This window comes from Microlunatus soli (assembly GCF_900105385.1).
GTDB lineage: Bacteria > Actinomycetota > Actinomycetes > Propionibacteriales > Propionibacteriaceae > Microlunatus > Microlunatus soli.
In genome coordinates, this window is record NZ_LT629772.1 from 61,932 (window position 1) to 78,880 (window position 16,949).

Consider the following 16,949-nt stretch of genomic DNA (forward strand, 5'->3'; position numbering starts at 1 on the left):
GATCAGGACGGTGCGCCACCCGTCACAACCTCACGACGTGGACCTTCTTACGCCGCTCAAGCAAGTAGCCCGGCCGGTTTGCGAAGTATTCGTCGACGGCCTTGCGGCAACCGGACCAGTGGAAGTAGTCGTCGAGCACCAGCCGGCCCCCGGTGACGAGGTGGGGTGCGATCCGCTCCAGGCAGACGATTGTCGACTCGTACCAGTCGCCGTCCAGGTGCGCGAACGCCACCGGCTCGTCGATCTGAATCGTGTCTTCGAACAAGCCTTTCACCAGGTCGATGTGGTGCTCAGCTGTCGGCACGCCGTGTCGGGCAAACGCCTCGGTGACCTCACCGAAGAGATCGTCGCGGTATCCGTAATACGTCTCTCCGGCGATGCCGGAGGCGCCGCCCTCAGCGATCTCCCGGTAACGCTTGTGCACGTCCTTCCCGTCGGACTCCGAAGGTTCCGGGATCTGACCGAACACGTCGTAGACCTTCATCGGCCGCTCTTTGTCCTTCGCCGCCGCCATCACGATCGCCGAGCCTCCGCGCGCCGCTCCGGCTTCGATGATCAAACCCTCGCGGCCGGACAGATCCGCGTCGAGAGCCTGACGAGCAAGCACTGTCAGCTCCGGCACACCGAGGTAGGTGAGATGTTCCCCGCGGGTATCGTCGATGATCTTCCGCACGTGATCTGGTACGTCGAGCCCCGGCAACGGATCGAAGAGGGACAATCGAGTGGCGCGCAGTTCTGCCTTCCATTTGTTGACGGTCCGTCGCTCTCGATCAGCAAGAGCCCGCAGCCGCCCGACCTCGGCCTGGGCAGCGGTCAGCTCCTCGCGCAGCTTGTTGTCGGCACGCAACCGTTCGACCTCTGCGTTGGCGTGCGCCAGCTCGAACTCCAATTCGCGCGTTCGCTGGCCGATGACGCGATCGAGGGTCTGTCTTCCGCGCCTCAGGACATCGGCTCCACGGCTACGGGCGGCTCGGGGCTGCTCTTCAGTCATGCGTTCTCGGGCTCCTCACTGGTCGGCATCACGCTGGCTCGAGAGTCGGTGCCACGAGCAGGAATGCTTGCATCTGGTCGGCAGCACACCCCGAGTTGTGCGATGTCACGCTACCGGTGCCGGTGCCCGCCGAAGCGGAACCTACCGTGGTATCCCGAATTTCACTCGCCGTGTCCCCCGTCACGGCACGTTAAGGTTTCCAACATCTCGTGTTGGTGAATCGGCAACCTGAGAGGCTTCCCAGTCACGCCCCCGGCAGACGGCCCGAAGTACGTAGCCGTCCGACTTCAACGCAGTACGCTGATTCAGCCGACAAGGGGGAACCGATGATCCAGCGTGATGGCAGCCTTGGTGCGTCACTTCAGACCGGCGTCCACCGGGTCACCAGTAACTGGCAGGACCGCCGTCGTCGGGCGAAGGCATCCTCGGGGGTTCGGGTGTCGGTGATCATTCCGGTCTACAACGCGCTGCCCTATGTGATCGACTTACTGACCTCACTGGACCGGCAGGGTCTCAATGCACGACAGTTGCAGGTGATCATTGTCGACGACGGCTCGACCGACGGTGGGGACGCGGTGCTTGAGGATTACGCCCGGAGCCACACTCACGCGACCGTCATCCATCAAGCCAATTCGGGGTGGCCCGGACAACCGCGCAATCTGGGTCTTGACATCGCGACCGGCAGGTGGGTGTTCTTCGCCGACGCCGACGACTGGTTCGCCCCGGACGCGCTGCTGGAGCTCGCGGATTTCGGCGATCGCCACGACGCCCAGGTCGTGCTGCCTCGCGTCAAGCGCTGCGGCACCCGACACGGCGGCAAGTTCCGCGAGACTCTCGTGTCGGCCTCCAAGCGGCAGGCCTTCCGGACCTTCACCCCTCACAAGCTCATCCGACGCGATCTGATCGAGGAACCAGGGATGCGGTTTCGTGAGGGAAAGGTGCGATTGGAGGACGGGATATTTCTGAGCCGTTGCTACCTCCTGGCAGATCGGATCGGCATCCTCGCCGAACGCGATCTCTACTACTTCCGCGGCCGCGAAGATGGTAAGAACCTATCGGCCGAACGAATCGATCCCGACGCCTACATCCCTTCCCTGGAAGCGATCGCGCAGAACGTTTACGAGCTGTCCCGGAGCCAGAAGATGGCCCGGATCTTGATCACAGAACTGGTCCGCCGCAAGTGCTTCCACATCTATACTCCGGAACGATTCGCACGGGCCCCGGTGGACCTGCAGCTCAAATGGATGACTGCTCACGCAGGATTTTTCGCCAGGCACGTCACGCCAGAGGTTCGATCGGCATTGTCCGAGGTCAACGCTCGCCGCTGCGATCTCATCCTGGCTCACGACAGGCTCGCGCTGCTCGACCACATCGCTCGGCCAGGTACCACCGACGAGGTCATCGACGCCGCGACGGCGAATGGGCGCGTTGAACCGACCTCAGCTCGCTGATCGGTACTACTTGGCGATATCGGCGTAGGTGGACCGGTCCCAGACATGTCGAAAGGTCGGGTCCGGCACACCCCAGTCGGGTCCGTACACCTGCTCCAGATACTGCTCCGGTTCCCTGGGGACAGGGCAGTCGAAGCCGAGCAGCGGGCGCCTGGATGGCGGGAACATCATCTGGCGGGTGAGCGCGCCCCGCTTCCCGGGATACCAGGAGATCGACTCACCTTCGAACAGCCCGACGAAGACGTCCAGCTTGGGTCCCTTCCGGCCAGGTGGGAAGACCCATCGAAATGACGTGTAGGGCCCGGTGACGACGTATCCGCTGTCCTGCAGGCACTTCTTCATCAGCCGGAGCGCTTGATTCAACGTGGCTGCCTGATCCCTTTCGAAGCCGATCAGGATGTCGAGATCATCGTCGTGCGGAATCAGCTCCTGATCGCGAACTGCAGCCAGTACCGACCCGAAGCCGAAGCAGACGTTGCCGTTCAGTTGCCGCAGACAACTCATCACATCCATCGCGAAGGCGAGGTAGTCAGACTTCTCCCGCTCGTTCCAGAATCGGAACGAGCGCTGGATGCCGTGGACGGTCCACTCCTGCTGCCGCTTCTTGACGATCCTGTCGGAGATCAATGTCCGAAACGTTGCCGCGCTCTCCGGATCGAGGTCGACGCGGTCAAGATCCTTGACCGCTGACCCTCGATCACCCAGTTGGATGTCGGTCAGGATTCGGACCAGATCCGCCGACGTCGGCGATGTCGGTTCAGCGGCGCGCTGTCCCACCCAGCGTCGAAGCAGTCGCACCGGCATGGCCGCCAGTGGTCCGCCGCGGAAGTGCCGTTCGACGGCGCCGGCGAAGGCCCGTTCACGCTGCGCACCGTCATAGACGGTCTCCCACCAGCCGGCAGCCGAACGGACCAGTACTCGGAGCCCGCGCACGGCATCCGCCGATTGGTCGTCGACGTTGACGATCGTCAGCCGCTTCAGGCTGATCGGCTCGTCCATGCTCAGTTCCAACCACGGACGGTCCTGCTTGCGGGTCTGGACACCGACGCCGGCACCATCGGACCGGACAAGGTCACCAGCTTCGAGGATGTTCGCCGACTCCGGATCGAGAGCAGAGCTGGCCGTTCGTGTCAGCTGCGCGACAGGATCGTCGATCCCGTCGGCCTCGACAAGCACCGATCTCAGTCGCAGCGATGTGTTACCCGGCAGTTCGACACGGATGCAGCGCACCGCTGCCGACCCGAGTTCGATCGCCAGCCTGCCCGCCGGATCGGCGAACGCGAGGTCGGGGAATCGCCGAACCACCCGCTCGAACGAGTCGACCAATGCCCGCAGATCCGGCGCTGAGGAGACCCCCGGTGACCCCGACGATGATTCGACGGGCACGTCAGGTCCGCGCCAGGACCCGTCGAGCGACGTAGGCGTCGTCGTGCTTGTACTTGGCGAAGCCAAATCCCTCGACGGCGTACTGGACGGTGAATCCGCGCTGGGCAGCAGCATGATCGAATTCGGCGGGACTGACGAACCGTCGGTAATGGTCGCCGGTCTCCTTGGCCCCGCTTTGATCACGCACTGTCCGGTACTCCACCGCGAGCAGATCACCTGGCTTCGTGAGTCGGGCGGCGGTGTCCAGGAAGGCCGACTGCTCGTCCTCGGTGATCGCGTGGACGAAGAAGCGGGCGTAGACCACGGTGCGCCCGCCGCCGTCGGTTATCAGGTCGACCAGGTCGGACCTATTGACGTCGGCAGCCAGGAACTCAACCTTCTCACCGAACTGGTCGGCGAGCGCAGATCCTCGCTCGATCGCCGAGGTCGACCCATCCAGTCCGATCACCTGGTGACCGTTGCTGGCGAAGAACAGCGAATCCCGGCCGTTCCCGCAGCCGAACTCGACGATGCGGTGCGGCTCAGCCAGCTCGCCGGCGACGAAGACGGCAAACTGCGAGGGAACCGGGCGGGAGGCTGTTGCCGCACCCGCGTAATAGCGATCCCAATACGCGCTCTTGGACGAGTCCATCATGTCCCATCGATCACGGGCCGGACGGTCGCCGACCCTTGAGGTTTCGTGCATCTTAATCACAGTTGTCGCCAACGTGAACGTATCCGGCTGGCCGAGTCGTCCGACAGCCCAGCACCGCCGCCGTGGTCGAGCGCGTCAACGGATCAGATCGGCATACCCGCGACGGTCCCACGTGTGTTTGAAGTGCCGATCCGGCACTTTCCACCCGGGGCCGTAGATCCGTTCGAGGTACGTCTCGGCCCGAGCCGGGATCGCGCACTTCGTGCCCAGGAACTCGACCTCCTGGGCCGGGAAGACGATCTGCCGGCTGAGGTCGCCGCGGCGACCGGGATACCAGGCGATCTCATCACCCTCGAAGATGCCGACGAAGACGTCGACCTTTTTATCCGGCCGTCGGCTGACCAGTCGATGCGCGGTGTTCTTACCCGCCACCGTGTATCCCCGGGCGCCCAGATGCTTCTCGATCAGGCGGAGCGCGTCACCGATCTTCGCCGCTTCGTGCGGCTCGAACCCGACGATAATGTCCAGATCGTCGTCGTGCGGAATCAGATCCTTGTCCCGCACCACCGCGAGCACGGAGCCGAATCCGAGGCAGACATGGGGTGTGAGCTCGCGGAGATCCGCGACCAACTCCATCGAATAGGCGACGTATCGCTCCTTCTCGGCCGGCTTCCAGAAGCGGAACGAGCGGCGAACTCCATGGCTGGTCCATTCCAGTTCCCGACGGCCCAGCACCTTCTGGGAGACCAGGTCGCGGAACTGTGCCCGAGCTGCCGGCGAAATCGGGATCTGCGCGAGGTCGCGAACCAGAGCGGGGCCGTACTCGCGCAGGTGCACCTGGGTCAGTAGCTGCACCAGATCGGCTGCGGCCGGAACGACGCCTCCCCCTTCGGCGGCCTCAACGTCGTGGACGCCGCCGAATATGCCCTCCGTCGCACGAACGAAGGCCTGTGCTCGCTCGGCGCCGTCGTAAATCGTCGTCCAACGCCCGCCGGCAGTCCGGACCCGTACCCGAAGTCCTCTCGCACGGAGCGCCGTCGCATTGCCGCGATTCCGGAACCGGAGCCGGCGCAGTTCGACCGGTCGATCGAACCTGAACTCCACCCAGGGAAACTGCTCCTTCTTGGTGTGGAACCCGGTGCCACGATGATCAGGATCAAACAGTGTGCCTTGCGCCAGAAGCTGTCCGTAGCCCTTCCAGTTGCTGCTGGCGACTCGCTCGGTCGCCGTCACCAGATCATCGACACCCTCGGCATCGATCTGCACCGAACTGAGATGGAAATACTCGTTGCTCGGCAGCTCGATCCGCACGGTCGATACCGATGACACTCGAGCGTTCACCTCGAGAACGCCGGACGGGTCGAGGAATTCCAGATCGGGGAAGCTCGTCTCTGCGATCTCGTCAACAGTGTCGACGAGTTCCTCCAAGGCGTAGGTCATCATCAGGTCCCATCACTGACACCGCCCCGCACCCCGGAGCGACAGGTGTCGGCATTATGTCCCAGAAGTGAACAGGCAGCGAACGCCACGCTGCAGGTGTGCCAGTGGCCGAGATCTCCTGGTACAGGATCCAAGGCTGGTTGACGACAGCCGTGCTCGTCCTCATCACCTGCCGCGCGACCGCAGGTAGTCGGCGACCACGTACTCGCCGAGCCGGCCGATGTCGGGGGTGAAGACCCGGCCGCCGCAACGGCGGGCCATCGCGTCGACGAATCGGGCGAGCCCGGGGTCCTCGCCCAGCATGAACGTGTTCAGCGTTGCGCCGTAGCGGCCGAGTTCGTCGACCTGGGCGACGGTGGCACGGACGGCTTCCGGTGTGGTCGGCCAGCCGAAGATCGGCTGCCCGGTCTCGGTCAGATGGGCGGTCGGTTCTCCGTCGGTCACCACCAGCACCACCGGCTCCGCCTCGGGGTGCCGGCGCAGGTGCCGGGAGGCCAGCATCAGCGCATGCTGCAGGTTGGTGCCCTGCACCCATTCCGGCTCGACCTCGGCCAGCTCGACCGCCGACATCCGGCGGCCGAGCAGATTGAAACCGATGATCTCCAGGGCGTCCTGGCGGAACCGGGTCTCGACCAGGTGGGACAGTGCCAGCGCGGTCTGCTTCATCGGCCCCCAGCGGCCGTCGGCGAACATCGAGAACGACAGGTCGACACACAACGCCACCGCGGCGCTGGTCCGTCGCTCGGTCTCCGTCACCTCGAAGTCGTCCACCTCCAGCAAACGTCCCGAGCCCGTCCCCAAGCGTCCTGAGCCTGTCGAAGGACCGGTACGCAACCCAAGATCACGCCCCTCCGACAAGCTCGGGGACCTGGTGGGGTCGCTCAGGGTCCGGTCGGCCGCGCGCCGGCGGAGCGCATTGCCGACCGTACGGGGCACGTCGATCGGCAGTTCGTCACCGAAGGTCCAGGCTCGAGTCAACCCGGTCGCCTCGTCGGCGGACCCGGTCCGCCGATCGGCATGATCACCGGTGCCGCGGGCTTCCAATTCTGCGAACACCCGTCGGAGCGCGGTCTCGCCCAAGCGACGGACCGCCTTCGGAGTGAGCCGGAGGCCGTCGTCCCCACGTCGCAGGTAGCCCTGCTGCTCCAGCTCCCGTTCAAGATCACGAAGCTGGGAGAAGTCCCGGACCGCCTCATCGCGCAGATGCCGTTCCAAGGCGTCGATGTCGACATCATCCAGGGTCGCGCCCGGATGGGACTGGGACAGCTGTGCTTCCAGTGCTTCAAGATCGGCAAGGTCGGCGACCGCGGACACCGCATCGCCGTAGCCCAGACCTTCGCCCTCCCCCTCGCCACGCATCCCGGTCGGCGACCGCCGGTCGAGTCCCGGCCGCAGCGCCCTGAGATTGTCCTGCAGCTGAGCGAGCTCGGAAGCAAGATCAGCATCGGCCATCGCGTCGTCGATCATCTCGCTGAGCTGGCGTCGCTGGTCGGGGCTGAGCGAGTTCAGCATCCGCTCGGCAGCGGCCTGCTGACGGGCCAGCGAGTCGATCAGCTCCTCGACGTCGGTCGGGTTGTCGGGGAAGAATTCGCCGTGCTGGGCCATGAACTCGTCGAACTGTTCCGGCGTGTCCGCGTTGCGCGCATGCGCATCGAGCAACCGGTTCAGGTCGGCCATCATGTCCTTCACCCGCTGCATCGCCTGCGGATCGGGATTGCTCAGCGCCTGCTTCAGACCGGCGAACTGGCTGTCCAGCACCTGTTGGCGCAGCATCTCCTTGATCGAGTCGTAGGTCTGTCGGGCCTCGTCGGACCGCCAGTCGTAGTCGTCCAGGGACCGTACGGCGCCGGCCACGTCGTCGGGAATGGTGTCCAACTCCATCTCGGCCAGCCGGGCATCCATCCCGTCGTCTCCGGCCAATGTCTCCCGTTCGGCGGCGAGCGCTTGATCGAGGGCCGCCCGTACCTGATCAAGCGTTCCGCCCAGGTTGCCGCGGCGGCGGGCCTGCTGGCGCAGCTTCTTGATCTTGTCGGCCAGCCGGTCCAGTCCGCCGCGGCCGTCGGTGCCGCGGCGCAGCAGATCCCGCAGCGCTTCGCCGATGTTCCCCGAGTTCAACACGTCATGACCAAGATCATCGACCGCCGACCGGACATCGAACGGCGGTTTCAGAGGATCCGGGCCACCGCGCCAAGCCCCGTACCGAAAGCGTTCAGCCATCTTCGTCCACCTCTCTGCGGAGTGGTTCAGCCGCCGTAGACGGTGCGGCCGTCGACGATGTCCTTCTCGATCCGGCGGGTCAGGTAGAGGCCCTCGAGGACGAACTCGACGGCGGCCGCCACCTCGCCGCGGTTCGCGGCATCGGAGGAGTCGAGCCGTTCCAGCACCCGGGCCAGACCCGGCACGGTGCCGAACTGGCCCAGCAGTTCCTCGGCGGTGACCAGGTCCCCGGTCTCGACCACCGTTCCGTCGGCGAACGGTGCCGTGAATCCGGACAGATCCAGACCACCGAGCCGTTCCCGGAAGGTCTCCGCGACGGCCATCTTCAGCAGATGATCAAGGACGGCGGCTTCCCTGCCCTCCTCGCCCATCTCGAACTCGATCTTGCCCAGCAAGGTCGGCAGCACCGGCGGCAGGTCACAGATCCGGGCCACCGGATCGGCGTCTCCGGTGCGCGCCGAACGCCGCAGTGCCGACGCTGCGATCCCTTCCACCGCGGCGATCGCGAACCGAGCGGAGACCCCGGACCGCTGGTCGACCGAGGACGACTCCCGCAGTCCCCTGGTCATCCGCGCGACGACCTCCAGCAGATGGGTCCCGACCTCGGCGACCACCGCCGACTCCTGCCGGAGCAGTCCGATCTCGTCGGCGACCTCGGTCAGGTAGTGGGTCCTGATCTCGCCGCCGAAACGGTCCTTCAGCGGAGTGATGATCCGGCCGCGGTTGGTGTAGTCCTCCGGGTTGGCGGTAGCGACCAACATCAGATCCAGCGGCATCCGGATCGAATAGCCACGGACCTGGATGTCGCGCTCCTCCAACACGTTGAACAGCGCGACCTGGATCCGTTCGGCCAGGTCGGGCAGTTCGTTCAGCCCGAACAGGCCGCGGTTGGTGCGTGGCACCAGCCCGTAGTGGATGGTCTCCGGGTCACCCAGCGTGCGCCCCTCGGCGACCTTGACCGGATCGACATCGCCGATCAGGTCGCCGACCGAGGTGTCCGGCGTCGCCAGCTTCTCGGTGTAGCGGTCCTCACGATGCAGCCAGCCGATCGGCAGGTCGTCGCCGACCTCGGCGGCCAGCCTGCGGCAGCGGACGCAGATCGGATCGTACGGGTCGTCGTTGATCTCGCAGCCCTCGACCACCGGGATCCATTCGTCCAGCAGACCACCGACGGTCCGCATCAGCCGGGTCTTGCCCTGGCCGCGCTCGCCGAGCAGCACGAAATCGTGACCGGCCAGCAGTGCCGCTTCCAGTTCGGGGAGCACCGAGCCGTCGAAGCCGACGATCCCGGGGAAGGCTTGTTCGCCGGATCGGAGCCGGTCCAGCAGGTTGCCGCGGATCTCCTCCTTCACCGTACGAGTCGAGTGACCGGCTGCCTTGAGCTGACCGAGGGTGCGTGGCCGTTCGGCCGACGGGGTGTGTGCGGGTGCCTGGTTCGATCCGGTTGACTGGCTCATCTGCTGCGGCTCCATACGTGATGGGTGGATCCGCCTGCGGCTCGGCCGATCCGACTCGTCACGGCTGTGGGACGAAGGTGTCGGGAGGGTCGCGGGGCGTCATGATTGCGATCGGCAGTTACCACGCTAGTCCGGTCCACAAGTCGCCCCACCCAGCAGGTGCCCACCCTGCGGCCCGCGAGCCCGGAGCTCAGCAGGCCAAAGGTCACTGAGCTTGTCGAAGGACCCGTGCCCTTCGACAAGCTCAGGAACCTCGTCAGGAAGGTCAGGACGCACGCTGAAGTCCAGACCTCTACTTCAGGTCCAGCGGGTGCGGCCGCGACGCGCAGGCCCTCCCACGTCCGGCAGCCGATTCAGAGTAGGTTGTCTGCCTAAGCCGGATCGTGCCTGAGCGCGTGATCCGGACGAAGACGCCCGAGGAAGAGAGAGCGAGGATCGACCCATCGATGCGGTACGCACGACCTCATGCGCTGAGCGAGGATGGCCGGCGCCTGATCGTGGAGACCGACGACGGCGAACAGATCGCTATCCTGGCGGACGCGCAACTGCGACAGCTGCTGCGCGGTGATCGGCCCCGACCACAGCTGGAGATCGAGATGGATACCGAACTGACCCCTCGCGAGATCCAGATGAGGATCCGCGCCGGCGCTTCGGTCGAGGAGCTCGCCGACGCCAGTGGGATGCCCAGCAGCCGGATCGAGGCCTTCGCCTCCCCGGTGATCGCCGAACGTGAGCACATCGCCGGGATGGCCCAGAACGGTTCGCTGCGGCGCCGGGGCGAGCCGACCGGCCACCGTACGCTGCAGGCCGCGGTCGGCGAACGCCTGCGCGAGCGCGGCGTCGATCCCGTCACGGTCGCCTGGGACGCGTTCAAGATGGACGACGGCCGGTGGTCGGTGAGCGCCGGCTACCGGCTGGAACAGGCCGAACGGGAAGCGATCTTCCATTTCGACAACCGGGGCCGCTTCTCGGTCACCGGCAATGACGAGGCCCGCTGGATCGTCGGCGAACAGGCCGAGGACCCTGCCGCCGATTCGGCCGGAGTCGACGACGGGGCCGATGCCGACGACACCGAACCGACCCTGAAGTTGGCCGGCGCCGCCGAGGAACTGGCGCTGCTGCGTTCGGTCGAGACCGGCGCCCCGTCGGTCGACGCGACCGGCGAGGAAGGCGACGCGTTCGACACCGACGCAGAGGCCGAGAACGCACACGCCGGGAGCGCCCCGCTCGACAGCGCACTCACGGACCGGGATCGGACCGGCGAGATTCCCACCGAGACCACCGCATCGGCGAGTGACTCGGCGACCGCCGAGGATGCCGCAACCGGTGAGACGGCAGCGGCGGATTCGGTCCCCGAGACGAACGCCGCCGGGGTGCCCGAGGAAGAAGACGACACCGCGACCGCAGACGCCGTCACGGCCGAGGAACCGTCCCAGCTCGATCTGCTCTACGACATCCTGGGCAGCGACGGGTACGCCGAGGACTCGATCCGCGTCTACGACGGTCTGACCGACGCCGCGGCTGTGCCCGATGTCGCCGATGGTGCATGGCAGTCACCGCTTGACGAGGACGTACCGGCCGAACCGGAACCGGAGCCCGCTCAGGCCGACGCCACGACCACCGAACCGAGCCCGGCCGAGCAGTCGAACGGATCCGGCGACCCAGCGGCTGAGGATCCGGCAGCCGTCGAGCGCGCAGCCGACAAGCAGGCGGACGCGACACAGGCTGTCGACCAGCAGGACGTCGCCGAGGTGGCCGAGTTCCCAACCCCGCAAGACACCGGGGCAACCACTGCCGCGTCCGAGGTCGAGAGCTCCCCTGCTCAGCCCGATGCGCCTGCTCAGCCCGATGCGCCTGCTCAGCCCGATGTTTCCGCTGAGCCCGCCGTTGCCGCCGAGCCGAGCGTCGCTGCCGCCAACGGCGATACGGCTGTACCACGTGAGACGACTGCCGCGGGCGACGGGGCAACATCGGGCGACGCGGCGGACACTCCGGATCAGAAGTCCGCGGAGCCGTCCGTCCTCGCCGACGGCGCGGCGCAGGACGCCCTGCCGGGTGCGGACCACGAACCGGTCCAGGAGCCCAAACCGAAGCCGAAGAAGCGCAAGCGGGCTTCGGTGCCGAGCTGGGACGAGATCATGTTCGGCAGCCCGAAGGGCAAGTGATCCGCGGTTCAGCGGCGTGGGCGGTTTTTCCGCCCACCGGCACCGCCTCCCGTGGCCGCCCGGCTACGGCTGATCGCCGGTGCTCACCGGTCGGCTCGGATCGGTGATCCAATCGCTCCAGGAGCCGGGATACAGCCGCGGCATCGACAGTCCGGCAACGGTCCTGGCCAAGGCGGTGTGCGCGGCCGTGATGCCCGATCCGCAGTAGACGACGGGCTCGGAGTCGGATCGGTCGGCAGTGCCGAAGTTGGCGGCGATCTCTGCCGCGGAAAGAAATCTGCCGTCGCTGCCGACGTTGATCATGGACGGGACGTTGATCGCTCCGGGGATGTGTCCGGCGACCGGGTCGATCGGCTCGGACTCCCCCGCGTAGCGTTCCGGCCCGCGGACGTCGATGATGGTGCCCGCCTCGCCGGCGCTGATCTGTTCGGCCAGCTCCGCAGCGTCGATCCGCGGCAACTGACCCGGGCTGGCCCGGAAGTCGCCCGGCGGGATCGGCTCCCCCGCACCGGTCTCGACCGGGCCGCCCATCGCGAGCCATGCGGCGTAACCACCGTTGAGGACCCGGATCTGCCGGTGTCCGGCATCGGCCAGCATCCACCACAGCCGGGACGCGGCGAGTGCGTTGTCGGCGTCGTAGATGATCACCGTCGAGTCGGTGTCGACACCGGCGCGCCGCATCGCCGCTTCGAAGGCGGCCGGCGCGGGCAGCGGGTGCCTGCCCCGGCCGCGCACGTCCCCGTCCGTGGCCGGCGGATCGCTGTCCCGCCGTTCGGTGGCCTGGTGATCGGACAGTTCGGTCTCCAGATCGACCCAGTGCGCGCCGGGAATGTGCCCGGACAGGAAGTCCGGCAGCCGGGACGGTCCGCCGAGACTCCATCTGACATCGATCAGCACCGGAGCGCCGTCCGGACGAGCAGCACGGCCGGCACCGGTCTCGGTCAGCAGGGTGGCGAGTTCCGCGGCTTCGATCAGGACGTCCATCACCGGTGGCTTCCTCTCGTGTTCGGGCCCCTCATCTTGTCATCCGGTCCGATGCTCGGCGCGGCCGGGCGCACTGCGCCGCAGACCTGATGGCTAGAGTGGCCGGGTGCCGAATCAGACATCGGTCCCCGCGCTGCAGCGGGCGACCCCCGAGTCCCAAGGCCTGCGCAGTACGGCGATCACCGCGTTCCTCGACGCCGTCGCCGGCCGCCCGGAGCTCGAGTTGCACAGCGTGATGATCATGCGCCACGGGCGGCTGCTGGCCGAGGGGTGGTGGCAGCCGTACGGTCGTGATCAACTTCAGCTGCTCTACTCCTTGAGCAAGAGCTTCACCTCGACCGCGGCGGGGATGGCCGCGGCCGAGGGACTGCTCTCGTTGGACGACAAGATCATCGACGTCTTCAGCGAACACGCCGACGTCGCTATCGATGATCGGGTCCGTCGACTGACCCTGCGACACCTGGTCCGGATGGCCAGTGGTCACCGCGAGGACGCACTGCCGGCGGCATACAAGGCCGATCCCGACGATCTTGTCCGCGGTTTCCTGCAGGTCCCGCCGGACGAAGAGCCAGGTTCGATCTTCGCCTACAACAACGTTGCGACGTTCGTCGTCGGCGCCGCGGTCCAGAAGGTGTCCGGGCAGACGCTCGGCGCGTTCCTGTCCGACCGGCTGTTCGCCAAGATCGGTATCGACCGCTACTTCTGGCAGAGCGACACCCAGGGCCGGCATCTCGGCTTCAGCGGGCTGCATCTGAGCACCGAATCCATTGCCCGCTTCGGACAGCTGATCATCCAGGGTGGTCGCTGGAACGATGAACAACTGCTCGATCCGGAGTGGCTGGCACTGGCGACCAGCAAGCAGACCGACAATTCGGGCGAGGCCAATCCGGATTGGCGTCAGGGCTACGGCTACCAGTTCTGGATGGCCCGGCACGGCTTCCGCGGCGACGGCGCGTACGGGCAGTTCTGCCTGGTCCTGCCCGAGCAGGATGCGGTGGTCGCGATCACCTCGGCGACCGGCGATCTGCAAGGCATCCTGGACGAGGTCTGGGGCAACCTGCTGCCGGGCTTCGATGATCATGAACTCCCCGATGATCATGCCGCCGCGACGGCGCTGTCGGACCGGCTGGCGGCGCTGAGCCTGCCGGCGCCCGGATCGGCTGCCTGGTCGGCCGGCCCGGTCCCGGAGCCGGACCGGCAGCCGCCGGCGATCCGGATCGACACCATTGATGAGATCGGCTCCGACCGGGTCGTGTTGCAGCTTGATCATGATCATCCCGAGCAACCCGGTCGGCCGGTGCCGGTCCGGCCGACGGCACCGCTGCGCTTGACCTGTGGACTCGGACAGTGGATCGGCGGAAGCGTCGAGGTCACGGACGCTGCCGCGTCGGCGGCCATGCTCGACTACGCGGCGTCCGGCGTACGCAACGCCGATGGCAGTTTCGACGCGGAGATCTGCTTCCTCCAGACGCCGCACCGACTCCGGCTGCGGCAGGCCGCCGACGGCAGCACCGAAGCCGGCTGGCTCACCACACCACTGATGCCGGCCTCGCCGGAACAACTCGCCATCAGGGCCGTCGCGGTCTGAACACCCTGCTGATTGCCGGTGCATTGCCGCTCAGCGACGAGTCAGCCGCAGCACCGGGATCACCCGCGAGGTCTTCTTCTCATACCCCGCGAAGCCGTCGGACATCTCGGTGAACCGCGACCACGCGACGTCCCGTTCGGGCCGCGGCAGATCCCGGGCGCGGACGGACACCACACCGTCGTCCGGAGTCTCGATCGTCACGTCGGGGTGTGCAAGCAGATTGTGGTACCAGGCCGGGTTGGCGTCCGCGCCGCCGGCCGATGCAGCGATCAGCCAGCTGTCGTCGGACTCGCGGATCGCCGCCAACGGGTTGATCCGCTCAGTGCCGGACTTGGCACCCCGGTGGTGCACCAGCACCAGTCCACGCCCGAAGCCCATGGTGCTGACTGTTCCGCCGTTGTTGCGGAACTCGTCGATGATGTTCTGATTCCAATCAGCCATGACGTCGAGTATCCGCCCGTACGAAAGTCCCTCTGCAATCGGGGCGCGAGCTCAAGGCCAGCATCGCGGAGCCGCGTGTCGGCGATGTGATCGAGTGCCTCCGGCGCGATGTCGATCCCGGCCGATGATCAGCTCGATCCGCTGGCCGGTCAGTCCCAGAGCTGGCTGTCGTCGTCCGAGCCGTCACCGAACGGCAACGGGTCGGACAGCGTCGCCTTGGCCACGGCCCGGGTCACCCGACGCCGGTGATGACGACGGCACAACACCTCATAGGCCGCCACCGGATCGGCGGGATCGGTCGAGGCAGTGTCGCCGACCACGACCTGGTCGCCCTCGGTGACCATCTCGCCGTCCAACGTCCGCGCATTGTGGGTCGCTTGCTGACCGCACCAGCACAGCGCCCGGACCTGCAGCGTGTCGATCCGATCCGCCAGCTCGACCAGCCGTTGCGAGCCGGGGAAGATCCGGGTCTGGAAATCGGTCAGGATCCCGAAGGCGAAGACGTCGATCTGGAGCTCGTCGACGATCCGGGCCAGCTGATCGACCTGCCCGGGGCGGTAGAACTGGGCCTCGTCGCAGATCAGGTAGTCGATGCGTTTGCCGCCGGTCAGTTCGCCGACCACATAGGCCCAGAAGTCGAGCTGGTCACCGACCTCGATCGCCGGTCGGCGCAGCCCCAGCCGGGACGAGATGATCGCCTCGCCGGCCCGGTCCCGACTGGTGAACAGCCGGCCTTCACGCCCGGTGCTGTTGTGCGTGTAGTCCAGCTGCAGCGCCAACGTCGATTTGCCACAGTCCATCGGACCGGTGAAGAACACGAACTCAGCCACGAGGGAACATCCTGCCCTATCGTCGGCTGCTACCGGGGATCCGACCCGGCCGCATCCCGACCGCGGACGGTCGAATCGGTCGCGGCGGAGCTGGCTCGCTCGATCAGCCGATACGGCACCAGCTCATGCCGTCCGGGACCGTGGTAACCGTTCAGGCGTTCCATCAACAGCCGGGTTGCCTGCCCGGCCAACGCGTCCTTGTCCGGCGCGATGCTGCTCAGCGGTGGGGTCAGGTGAGCCGCGATCGACAGATCGTCCCAGCCGATCACCGCGACCTCCTCGGGCACGGCCCGGCCCAGATCGGCCAGCGCATGCAGAGCGCCCAGTGCAAGAAGATCGTCGCGGCACATGATCGCGTCGAATCCGATCCCCCGTTCGATCGCATCCTTGACCGCCCGCCGGCCGGACTCTGGGGAATAGTCATCGACCCGCAGATACAGTCGCCGGTCCAGGGACATCCCGGCCGCCTTGATCGCCTGCTTGTAGCCGGTCAACCGCTGGCCCGTGGTGTGACTCAACCCACGCCGTTCGTGTCCCAGGAAGGCGACCCGACGTCGACCGGCGGCCAACAGGCTGGCGGTCGCCTCCGCTGCCGCCGCAACGTTGTCCATCTTCACATGATCGACACCGGCCGGTGCCGGTGCCTCACCGAGCAGGACCACGGGCAGCCCGAGCCGATGAGCCGCCAATTCCTCCGCTGACAACGTGACCGAGTGGAAGATCACACCGTCGACCAGCCCTCGCTCGCGCTGATCCAGCACCGCCGACTCGGACTCGCGGGTCGCATAGGTCTGCTCGATGACGATCTGCATCCCGACGTTGCGGACGGCCCGATCCAAGCGCTGGCAGAGGTCGCCGAAGTAGGGCACGTCGATCGATGTGACGGCAACCAGGATGGTGCCGGTCCGGCCGGTCACCAATCTGCGGGCCGACAGATTGGGTCGGTAACCCAACTCATCGATGGCAGCCTGGACCCGTGCCCGCAGCTCGGCACGGACGTAGGGGTGGTCGTGCACGACGTTGGAGACGGTCTTGATCGACACCCCGGCGCGCTCGGCGACGTCGACCAGTCGCACGGTGCGCATCGGCAGCTCTCATCCGGATCGGTCAACTGAACGAACTCGGATGCTATCCCAGCAGTCGCCGCCCCGCTGACAGTACGCGACACCACGGCCTCGTCACCGATGGACGGCACGGTGGAAACCGGATGGCAAACGGTTGACAGTCTTCTAACGCTGTATGAACATGAGGGCCTTCGTGCAAGTTGTCAGGGATATGCCGCAATGCCAATACAGGCAGGCATTACAACGATGGAGATGTAATGAGGCAAGGGTCGTCTGCGGACCGTTCTTCCAACGCTGTACG

The 16,949-nt window shown here is 66.6% G+C and carries 14 protein-coding genes; 4 read left to right on the forward strand and 10 right to left on the reverse strand.

Annotation, left to right across the window (positions count from 1 at the left end; genetic code table 11):
• Positions 1-22: 22 nt before the first annotated feature.
• Positions 23-673, reverse strand: a complete 651-nt coding sequence (locus tag BLU38_RS00260; protein WP_157683115.1) for a TylF/MycF/NovP-related O-methyltransferase — start codon at positions 671-673, stop codon at positions 23-25.
• On the opposite strand from BLU38_RS00260, the gene BLU38_RS30660 reads away from it, so the two are divergent.
• Positions 674-1,210 carry a hypothetical protein gene (locus BLU38_RS30660; protein ID WP_157683116.1) on the forward strand — a complete coding sequence of 179 codons (537 nt, stop codon included), beginning with the start codon at positions 674-676 and terminating at the stop codon, positions 1,208-1,210.
• 107 nt (positions 1,211-1,317) lie between these two features.
• Positions 1,318-2,442 (forward strand): glycosyltransferase family 2 protein, encoded by a 1,125-nt coding sequence (locus BLU38_RS00265; protein ID WP_091518047.1) that lies wholly within the window; start codon positions 1,318-1,320, stop codon positions 2,440-2,442.
• 6 nt (positions 2,443-2,448) lie between these two features.
• On the opposite strand, the gene BLU38_RS00270 is transcribed toward BLU38_RS00265, so the two are convergent.
• The 5 genes from BLU38_RS00270 to BLU38_RS00290 all read right to left on the reverse strand — a co-directional run bounded on the left by BLU38_RS00270 (position 2,449) and on the right by BLU38_RS00290 (position 9,576).
• On the reverse strand, positions 2,449-3,828 hold the full coding sequence (locus BLU38_RS00270; RefSeq protein WP_091518051.1) for a hypothetical protein: 1,380 nt from the start codon (positions 3,826-3,828) through the stop codon (positions 2,449-2,451).
• A gap of 1 nt (position 3,829) precedes the next feature.
• Positions 3,830-4,513, reverse strand: a complete 684-nt coding sequence (locus BLU38_RS00275; protein WP_091518054.1) for a class I SAM-dependent methyltransferase — start codon at positions 4,511-4,513, stop codon at positions 3,830-3,832.
• 84 nt (positions 4,514-4,597) lie between these two features.
• A complete protein-coding gene (locus BLU38_RS00280; protein ID WP_091518058.1) occupies positions 4,598-5,905 on the reverse strand; it encodes a discoidin domain-containing protein in 1,308 nt (435 codons plus the stop codon).
• A gap of 162 nt (positions 5,906-6,067) precedes the next feature.
• The gene (locus tag BLU38_RS00285) at positions 6,068-8,119 is read right to left on the reverse strand and encodes a vWA domain-containing protein (protein WP_091518062.1); all 2,052 of its coding nucleotides are present in this window, start codon (positions 8,117-8,119) and stop codon (positions 6,068-6,070) included.
• Between the two features lie 26 nt (positions 8,120-8,145).
• The gene (locus tag BLU38_RS00290) at positions 8,146-9,576 is read right to left on the reverse strand and encodes a sigma 54-interacting transcriptional regulator (RefSeq protein ID WP_091531491.1); all 1,431 of its coding nucleotides are present in this window, start codon (positions 9,574-9,576) and stop codon (positions 8,146-8,148) included.
• A gap of 446 nt (positions 9,577-10,022) precedes the next feature.
• On the opposite strand from BLU38_RS00290, the gene sepH reads away from it, so the two are divergent.
• The gene (gene sepH, locus BLU38_RS00295) at positions 10,023-11,741 is read left to right on the forward strand and encodes a septation protein SepH (RefSeq protein ID WP_091518066.1); all 1,719 of its coding nucleotides are present in this window, start codon (positions 10,023-10,025) and stop codon (positions 11,739-11,741) included.
• Positions 11,742-11,804: 63 nt separating this feature from the next.
• On the opposite strand, the gene BLU38_RS00300 is transcribed toward sepH, so the two are convergent.
• Entirely contained in the window at positions 11,805-12,725 is a 921-nt protein-coding gene (locus tag BLU38_RS00300; RefSeq protein WP_091518069.1) for a sulfurtransferase, read from the reverse strand.
• Between the two features lie 106 nt (positions 12,726-12,831).
• Here BLU38_RS00300 and BLU38_RS00305 point away from each other — a divergent pair, with 106 nt between their 5' ends.
• Complete coding sequence (locus BLU38_RS00305; protein ID WP_091518073.1) at positions 12,832-14,313, forward strand: serine hydrolase domain-containing protein; 1,482 nt, start codon at positions 12,832-12,834, stop codon at positions 14,311-14,313.
• Between the two features lie 30 nt (positions 14,314-14,343).
• Here BLU38_RS00305 and BLU38_RS00310 read toward each other — a convergent pair whose 3' ends face one another.
• The 3 genes from BLU38_RS00310 to BLU38_RS00320 all read right to left on the reverse strand — a co-directional run bounded on the left by BLU38_RS00310 (position 14,344) and on the right by BLU38_RS00320 (position 16,669).
• Positions 14,344-14,754, reverse strand: coding sequence for a nitroreductase/quinone reductase family protein (locus BLU38_RS00310; RefSeq protein WP_091518077.1), 411 nt, complete (start codon positions 14,752-14,754; stop codon positions 14,344-14,346).
• Positions 14,755-14,903: 149 nt separating this feature from the next.
• Positions 14,904-15,584: a thymidine kinase gene (locus BLU38_RS00315; RefSeq protein ID WP_091518080.1), complete on the reverse strand. Its 681-nt coding sequence runs from the start codon at positions 15,582-15,584 to the stop codon at positions 14,904-14,906.
• A 29-nt stretch (positions 15,585-15,613) separates the two neighbouring features.
• A complete protein-coding gene (locus tag BLU38_RS00320) occupies positions 15,614-16,669 on the reverse strand; it encodes a LacI family DNA-binding transcriptional regulator (RefSeq protein ID WP_091518085.1) in 1,056 nt (351 codons plus the stop codon).
• Between the last annotated feature and the right edge of the window lie 280 nt (positions 16,670-16,949).